This window comes from Pseudomonas sp. NPDC086112, from assembly GCF_044746425.1.
Taxonomy (GTDB): Bacteria; Pseudomonadota; Gammaproteobacteria; order Pseudomonadales; family Pseudomonadaceae; genus Aquipseudomonas.
Genome location: NZ_JBIVCD010000036.1, coordinates 20,723 through 29,066, shown reverse-complemented (window position 1 = coordinate 29,066; position 8,344 = coordinate 20,723). Strand labels below are relative to the sequence as shown.

The window sequence follows — 8,344 nt, the reverse complement described above, 5'->3', positions numbered from 1 at the left end:
CGGCTTCAAAAGCCTGAAAGAAGGCCAACAGGTTTCTTTCATCGCTACCCGCGGTCAGAAAGGCATGCAAGCTGAAGAAGTTCAAGTTATCTAACTTGTACTTGCTTTAGTAAAAAGCCCCGCCCTCAAAAGCGGGGCTTTTTTGTGCCTGTGTGTTTTGCATGGCAAAAAAGATCGCAGCCTTCGACAACTCCTACAGGACGTACCTCAATCCTGTGTAGGAGCTGCCGAAGGCTGCGATCTTTTGATCTTTCAGCGTGTTACCAGGTCACGCCAAACCCTGCGGTGTATCGAGTCTTGCTCAGGTCGGCCTCTTCGCTACCGCTGATGATGTCTTTCTCGGCCTTCAGGTTCAGCGACGCCCAATCGGTGACTTTGTAGCGCAGGCCGACCTCGGCATCGAGGGCGTAATCCGCCACGCCCGACAGCGGCTTGCCGACCTCGCCATTGGTGAAGAATTCGACCTTCTTGCCGACCAGATAACGGTTGTAGTCCCACTTCATCGCCAGGGAGTAGAAGTTTTCCTTGTTGCCGTTGGAATATTCATAGTCCGTGTTGTTCAGCAGCGAGCCCAAGGAGAAAGCGCCCAGCTCGTTATCCCAGAATTGATAACCGGGGCCGGTACCGATGGTGCGCTGACGGGCGAGCTCTTCGACCTTGTCGCGCTTATAGTTCAAACGACCTTGCCAGAACCATTTCTCGGTAAGAAAACGGTCGAGGGCGTACTCACCCCGCCAATTATCCGTGGTGACCACGTCATCCTGGAATTCGCGGTTGTACTCGCCTTCTGCCGTGTGTCGCCATCTGCCATGGCGCGCACTGGTCTTGAAGTCGACGTCATAATCATCCGTGTCTTTTTCGGCACGCTGGTAATCCAGCGCCATATCGACATGCCCCTTCCAGACCAGATCCTCAACCACCGGTTTAGGCTTGAGCATCTGCTGGATACTGGCCAGCTCCACGGTCTTGGGACCATCGCCGTTGGCCAGGGTGACTTTGCCGTCCTCTGCCGCGTGCAGCGACTTGGCCTTCTCACCGGTGTAGGCATCCTGTTTGACCAGCAGTTGCTGATCGCTTTCCAGGGTTTTGACCTGATTCCAGTCGATCGGAACCGCGCCCGCGTACTCGGTCTGAATCAGCAGCTTGCCACCATCGAATACGGTGATTTTGCCGCTCAGTTTGTCACCGTTCTTCAACCAGACGGTATCGGCGAGCAAGGGAGCGGAAGCACTGACGACAGCGAGGCACAGCAAGGTTCTGGACAACATAAGCGAATCGAAGGCTCAACTTTGCGAAAAAAAGTCGGCATTATCCTTACGAATAAGGCCATGACAAGGACTGACCCGACTTTTTCTATTGAGTTCATTTCTCAATCGGCGATCCTGGATTTACTCTACAGACGGTCAAATGCGCATTTTTTCAGGAAGCCCGGGACGTGACCGACTCAACCGCTGAAACCGAAAGCGCAGCGCAAATCCGACGCACGGCGCTCTACCTGACCCTGGCGCAAGTGCCTGAGGGCAAAGTCGTGAGTTACGGCCAGCTCGCCGAGCTAGCCGGACTGGGTCGTGCTGCCCGCTGGGTCGGGCGAACACTGAGCCAATTGCCCGGTGACACCAAACTTCCCTGGCACCGGGTACTGGGTGCCGGCGGTCGGATCAGCCTGCCTGTGGGCAGCCCTTCGGGGGATGAACAACGGGCCCGATTGCGCATGGAAGGCATCAGTGTCCTGAACAATCGTGTTGATATTCAGCGCCATGGGTGGCGCCCGGTAGAGCACAGCGGTTAGAGTGCGCGCTTTGTTTCCGTAATCCTTGAGGCAGACTCCAGCCCATGCCCCGTAAAACCTGGCGCGCCGCGCTCGCCGCCTATGCCAGCCCCTCGACGCTCGTGCTGTTGCTGCTTGGTTTCGCCGCCGGCTTGCCCTACATGCTGGTGTTTTCGACGCTTTCAGTCTGGCTGCGCGAGGCCGGTGTTGCCCGCGAAACCATCGGCTATGCAAGCCTGATCGGCCTGGCCTACGCCTTTAAATGGGTCTGGTCCCCGCTGCTCGACCAATGGCGCCTGCCACTTCTGGGCAAGCTTGGTCGACGACGCTCCTGGCTGGTACTGGCCCAGGCACTCGTCATCCTTGGCCTGATCGGCATGGGATTCTGCGACCCGCAAAAGCACCTGTCCTGGTTGATCGCGATCGCCGTGGTCGTCGCCTTCGCCTCGGCGACGCAAGACATCGCCGTCGACGCTTATCGCCTGGAAATCGCCGACGAAACCCGCCAAGCCGCGCTGGCGGCCAGTTACATGGCCGGTTATCGGGTCGCGGCCCTGCTGGCGACGGCCGGCGCACTGTTCTTCGCCGAAGGCTTCGGCTCCACTGGCTTCAACTATAAGCATGCGGCGTGGACCGGCACCTACGTGCTGTTCGGCGTCTTGATGGTCCCGGCGCTGCTGACCACCCTGTTCATGCGCGAACCACCGGTGCCTCTGCGTACTCAATTACAGGCCGGGCGCTACAGCTTTGTGCACCAATTGGCGTCGGTGTTCGTGCTGATCGTGCTGCTGGTGTCCGTACCGGCCATGTTCACCCAGCTCTACAACACTGACTTCGCCAGCGTACTGTTCAACGGCGTCAGCGTACTGGACCTGCTGCTCGAAGACCGTGCGTTCCTGCGGGCGATTCTCTATATCACGCTTACCGGCCTGTGCTTGTCGGCCATGGGCCGCCGTGGCTTGGCCCCGGTGCTGACACCCGTCAATGACTTCATCCTGCGTTACCGCTGGCAAGCCCTGCTGCTGCTCGGGCTGATCGCCACCTATCGGATGTCCGATACGGTCATGGGCGTGATGGCCAACGTGTTCTACATCGACCAGGGGTTCACCAAGGATCAGATTGCCAGCGTCAGCAAGATATTCGGCCTGATCATGACGCTGGTCGGTGCCGGCATGGGCGGCCTGCTGATCGTGCGCTTCGGCATCCTGCCTATCCTGTTCATTGGCGGCGTTGCATCGGCCGGTACCAACCTGCTGTTCCTGATGCTCACGGATATGGGTGCCAATCTGCAGATGCTGATTGTCACTATTTCACTGGATAACTTCAGCTCGGGGCTGGCGACTTCGGCATTTGTCGCTTACCTGTCGAGCCTGACCAATCTCAAGTTCTCCGCCACCCAGTACGCCCTGCTCAGCTCGATCATGCTCCTGCTGCCCCGCCTCATCGGCGGCTACTCAGGGGTCATGGTGGAAAAATTCGGCTATCACAACTTCTTCCTGATCACCGCCCTGCTGGGCGTTCCGACTCTCCTGTTGATCGCGCTGCACTGGTTCCAGGAAAACCGCCGCGCGGGTCCGACACCGACGCCGGAACCGGTGCAGTCCCAGGTCGCGGAAGAATCGTAGGCACTTAAGCCAGAAGTGTCGCAGAGGGCGGGCAGATTCTCGCCCTCTGCGACACCGCCGGCCGCACTCCTGTACGCCAGCTGATCTCGCCCGTACAATGTTCCGTCATTTCTCGTCATCAGCAACCGACAACGGCCAACCATGCGCACCAGTCAATTTTTGCTCGCCACACAGAAAGAAACGCCTTCCGACGCGGTCGTCATCAGCCATCAGCTGATGCTGCGCGCCGGCATGATCCGCAAACTCGCCTCGGGCCTGTACACCTGGCTGCCCATGGGCTTGCGAGTGATGCGCAAGGTTGAAGCCATCGTGCGTGAAGAAATGAACGCCGCTGGCTCTCTCGAAGTGTTGATGCCGAGCACTCAACCGGCTGAACTGTGGCAGGAATCCGGTCGCTGGGAAGAATACGGCCCGGAATTGCTGCGCTTCAAGGATCGCCACGGTCGCGACTTCTGTGCCGGCCCGACTCACGAAGAAGTCATCACCGACCTGATGCGCAACGAGCTGAGCAGCTATAAACAGCTGCCGATCAACCTGTATCAGATCCAGACCAAATTCCGTGACGAAATCCGTCCACGCTTTGGTTTGATGCGCGGCCGCGAATTCATCATGAAGGACGCCTATTCGTTCCACGCTGATCAGCCTTCGCTGCAGATCACCTACGACCGCATGCACCAGGCGTACTGCAACGTGTTCACCCGTCTGGGCCTGAAGTTCCGCCCGGTTGAAGCCGACAACGGCTCGATCGGTGGTGCCGGCTCCCACGAGTTCCACGTGCTGGCCGAATCCGGCGAAGACGACATCGTCTTCAGCAACGGTTCCGACTACGCAGCGAACATCGAAAAGGCCGAAGCCGTACCGCGCGAAACCTCTCGTGCCGCGCCTACCGAAGAACTGCGCCTGGTCGACACGCCGAACGCCAAGACCATTGCGCAACTGGTCGAAGGCTTCAATCTGCCGATCGAAAAAACCATCAAGACCCTGGTGGTGCACGCTGAAGAGAAAGGCAAACTGATTGCCCTGATCATTCGTGGCGATCACGAGCTGAACGAAATCAAGGCCGCCAACCAGCCTGGCGTTGCCAGCCCGCTGGTCATGGCTTCCGAAGCCGAACTGCGCGACGCCATTGGCGCCGGCGCCGGTTCTCTTGGCCCGTTGAACCTGCCACTGCCGATCATCATCGACCGTTCCGTCGAGCTGATGAGCGACTTCGGCATCGGTGCCAACATCGACGACAAGCACTACTTCGGCGTGAACTGGGAACGTGATCTGCCGGTTCCGACCGTTGCCGACCTGCGCAATGTCGTGGCCGGTGATCCGAGCCCTGACGGCAAAGGCACCCTGGAAATCAAGCGCGGCATCGAAGTCGGGCACATCTTCCAGCTGGGCAACAAGTACAGCAAAGCGATGAAGTGCGAAGTGCTGGGCGAGAACGGCAAGCCGGTCACCCTGGAAATGGGCTGCTATGGCATTGGCGTATCTCGTGTAGTGGCGGCTGCCATCGAACAGAACAACGACGAGAACGGGATTATCTGGAGCGACGCTCTGGCTCCGTTCCAGGTTGCCCTGGTTCCGCTGCGCTACGAAACCGAACAGGTTCGTGAAGCCACCGACAAGCTTTACGCAGAACTGACTGCCGCCGGCTTCGACGTGCTGCTGGACGACCGCGACAAGAAAACCAGCCCGGGCATCAAGTTCGCGGACATGGAGCTGATCGGCATTCCACACCGGATCGTGGTCAGTGACCGCGGCCTCGCCGACGGCAATCTGGAATACAAGAGCCGCACAGAGGCCGAGGCGCAAGCGCTGCCGGTCGCTGACGTGCTGTCTTTCCTCCAGGCCCGTATCCGCCGCTGACACCAGATAGAGACGTCATGTTCAAGCGAAACACCTTAGGCCTCGGTGGCGCCGCCCTGTGCGGCGCCCTGCTGGTCAGCGGCTGTGCCAATCAGATGTCACAACGCAGCGAGCACGAGGAACGGGTCGAGCGCAAATTGCTCGACCACAGCCTGCAGATCGATGTCGGCGAGCCCAAGGTGCTTGAGCTGCCACAACGTCGGGTGAAAATCCACGAGCAGAAGACTTTCGAAGTCACCGAGTTCGAAGTCACGCGCCGCTATGATCGCTATACACCTTACCAACCCTGGAGGGAGGTCTATGAGATCCCGCTGGGCGCGGTGGCCGTGGTGGCCGGTGTCGGTGCGAACGTGGTCAACGTGTTCGCCCTTGGCAATCTGCCGGACAGTGTGACGAAGGACTGGCTCAGCTATGGTTTCGCCGGGCTCAACCCGTTCATGAACGCGCAGTCCCATGGCCGGGCGCAACAGAACCTGGCGGGTATCGACGAAGTCCAGCGCGACAAGCGCACGGAATACTCGAGCCTGCCGTGGAGCGAGCGCCCGGTGCAGGTCAAGGCGGGCAAGAACACCTTCGAACTGACCACCGACCGTAACGGCGTGTTGCGCCTGAACCTGCTGGACAGCCCGTTCGCCGAACATGAGCTCAATCATCTGGGCAAGCTGCAGATCAGTGTCGAGGACAACAAGGACGATGTGCATACCGACTCGTCCCTGGCGATCAGCAGCAACTTGCGCGGCAAGCTGCTCGAAGCGCATGGGTTGATTTACGACGACCTCGAAGACGACGAAGTGAGCCAGTGGGTATACCGGGTCAAACGCCTGTCGGAACTGGGTCTGGAAGAAGAAGCCAGTGAACTGGAACAGAGCCTGATCGAACTGACCCGCAACGATCCCGAGTTGCAGACCGAATTCCTCAAGTCATTGACCAAGGATGCCGGGCGACTGGTGGCGGATCCGGGGCCGAATTAAGGCCAAAAGCTTCGCGGGCAAGCCTCGCTCCTACAAGGATTACGCAATACCTGTAGGAGCGAGGCTTGCCCGCGAAGGCATCATTGCATACACCACCGCACAAAAACCTGCCCCTACCGCTCAAACAACTCCATCTGCTCAAACCCGCCCCGCAAATCCTCCAGCCTCACCCCAACCCCCAACAACCGCACCGGTTTCCCACCACGGTTAAAGGCCTGGGTCAGCAGCAACTGATAACTCCCCAGATCCCGCCCGGCCCCGGCCTGCTCCAAAGTAGTCTGGGTAAAGTCATGAAATTTCACTTTGACGAACGGCTTGCCCGGGCGATAGCTGCTATCGATCCGTGCCATACGGCCATTCAGGGAGTCCAGCAACTCGGGCAATTTATCCAGACAACTCACCAGATCCGGCAGATCCGTGTCGTAGGTATTTTCGACGCTGATCGATTGCCGCCGACTGTCGTTATGCACCAACCGCTCATCGATCCCCCGGGCCAGGCTCCAGAGCCGCTCGCCGAAGCTGCCGAATTCGCGCACCAGCGCCAACTTGTCCCATTCGCGCAAATGCGAGCAATCGACGATGCCGAGCCTGCCGAGTTTGTCGGCGGTCACTTTGCCGACACCGTGCAGCTTGCTCACTGGCAAACCACTGACAAAGTCTTCCACCTGATCCGGCGTGATCACGAACAAACCGTTAGGCTTCTTCCAGTCACTGGCGATCTTGGCGAGAAACTTGTTCGGCGCCACGCCGGCCGACACGGTGATGTGCAACTGATTGGAGACACGGCGGCGAATGTCCTGGGCGATTCGCGTGGCGCTGCCGCCAAAATGCGCGCTGTCCGACACGTCGAGGTAGGCCTCATCCAGGGAAAGCGGCTCGATCAGGTCGGTGTAATCGCGAAAGATCGTATGAATTTCCTTCGATGCTTCTCGATAGGCCTCCATGCGCGGCTTGACGATGGTCAGGTCCGGACAGAGTTTCAAGGCATGTCCGGAAGACATGGCCGAGCGAACGCCATAAGCCCGCGCTTCATAGTTACAGGTGGCAATCACCCCCCGTCGATCCGCCGAGCCGCCCACCGCCAATGGCTTACCGGCCAGGCGCGGGTCGTCACGCATCTCGATAGCGGCGTAGAAACAATCACAATCGACGTGGATGATTTTTCGCTGCGTCATATAAAAGCAGTGTTCATGGCGAAGAAATGAGGTGTGGGTGAGTCATATCGGCAGTATCTCACTGACACCTGTATATAGCACCAGTACTCTGAATGTTCTTTTTCCTTTGTAGGAAAAGCACCGGAGATTTATTTTCTCAATCGAAAGAGCCCCCTCAATAGAGCCACAACCCTTGCCCTGCCTGCCTTTCAGGCCGATCAGCAGCTCCTTGTTTCACCTAAGCGCTTGAACAGGAACAGGTTTTATCGAGATTGAAGGTTGACAGCCCTGCGATCCGCTGTAGAATGCCGACACACAGACGCGGGATGGAGCAGTCTGGTAGCTCGTCGGGCTCATAACCCGAAGGTCGTCGGTTCAAATCCGGCTCCCGCAACCAAACATCAAAAAAGGCTACTCGAAAGAGTGGCCTTTTTTGTGCGTGCCTGTTTTATAAAAAATCAGCGGTCTATGCCTTACCGCACAGAAACAAGAAATCGTTCTGATTCCGAAACTTAGGTCTCCCCTTCGACCATTCGCCGTCGTTTTAAACTTATTTGAGCCATACTGGGATTAACGGTTGACACTCCGGCGTTCGCCTGTAGAATGCCGCCACACAGACGCGGGATGGAGCAGTCTGGTAGCTCGTCGGGCTCATAACCCGAAGGTCGTCGGTTCAAATCCGGCTCCCGCAACCAAACATCAAAAAAGGCTACTCGAAAGAGTGGCCTTTTTTGTATCTGTTGAAAAAGTCCTTTCGCAACAATGATCTGTCACTGTGCAGTGAGCCGTTCGGGATCGCCGGACTGTGACTTCAGTCCAGGCTGAACCACAGGCAGAACCCTCTACGACTGATAACGCGCCATCGCCCACATCTGGTGAGAGGCGTTAATATTTGTGATTATTTTTTTCCACAGGGATTGGTAACTTGGCTGGATACCTCCATCCTGTCGCGCACAATCCAAGAGGTGA

General features: G+C 58.1%; 7 protein-coding genes and 2 tRNA genes. 7 read left to right on the top strand and 2 right to left on the bottom strand.

Annotated features, from left to right (window positions below; all coding sequences use genetic code 11):
• On the top strand, positions 1-94 hold a 94-nt coding region (locus ACIPLA_RS21790; RefSeq protein ID WP_147469748.1), incomplete at its 5' end, for a cold-shock protein.
• A 166-nt stretch (positions 95-260) separates the two neighbouring features.
• Here ACIPLA_RS21790 and ACIPLA_RS21785 read toward each other — a convergent pair.
• Positions 261-1,268 (bottom strand): DUF481 domain-containing protein, encoded by a 1,008-nt coding sequence (locus ACIPLA_RS21785; protein WP_401175834.1) that lies wholly within the window; start codon positions 1,266-1,268, stop codon positions 261-263.
• 167 nt (positions 1,269-1,435) lie between these two features.
• Here ACIPLA_RS21785 and ACIPLA_RS21780 point away from each other — a divergent pair, with 167 nt between their 5' ends.
• From ACIPLA_RS21780 to ACIPLA_RS21765, 4 genes are all read left to right on the top strand, one after another.
• Complete coding sequence (locus ACIPLA_RS21780) at positions 1,436-1,789, top strand: MGMT family protein (RefSeq protein WP_007940587.1); 354 nt, start codon at positions 1,436-1,438, stop codon at positions 1,787-1,789.
• 44 nt (positions 1,790-1,833) lie between these two features.
• A complete protein-coding gene (locus ACIPLA_RS21775; RefSeq protein ID WP_192344261.1) occupies positions 1,834-3,393 on the top strand; it encodes an AmpG family muropeptide MFS transporter in 1,560 nt (519 codons plus the stop codon).
• A 141-nt stretch (positions 3,394-3,534) separates the two neighbouring features.
• Complete coding sequence (locus tag ACIPLA_RS21770) at positions 3,535-5,250, top strand: proline--tRNA ligase (protein ID WP_401175830.1); 1,716 nt, start codon at positions 3,535-3,537, stop codon at positions 5,248-5,250.
• Positions 5,251-5,267: 17 nt separating this feature from the next.
• Positions 5,268-6,221 carry a hypothetical protein gene (locus ACIPLA_RS21765; protein WP_218398380.1) on the top strand — a complete coding sequence of 318 codons (954 nt, stop codon included), beginning with the start codon at positions 5,268-5,270 and terminating at the stop codon, positions 6,219-6,221.
• Positions 6,222-6,334: 113 nt separating this feature from the next.
• On the opposite strand, the gene dinB is transcribed toward ACIPLA_RS21765, so the two are convergent.
• Positions 6,335-7,396: a DNA polymerase IV gene (dinB, locus tag ACIPLA_RS21760; protein ID WP_123499332.1), complete on the bottom strand. Its 1,062-nt coding sequence runs from the start codon at positions 7,394-7,396 to the stop codon at positions 6,335-6,337.
• Between the two features lie 299 nt (positions 7,397-7,695).
• Here dinB and ACIPLA_RS21755 point away from each other — a divergent pair.
• Positions 7,696-7,772, top strand: a tRNA-Met gene (locus ACIPLA_RS21755).
• A 221-nt stretch (positions 7,773-7,993) separates the two neighbouring features.
• Positions 7,994-8,070: transfer RNA gene (locus tag ACIPLA_RS21750), tRNA-Met, on the top strand.
• Positions 8,071-8,344 lie beyond the last annotated feature (274 nt).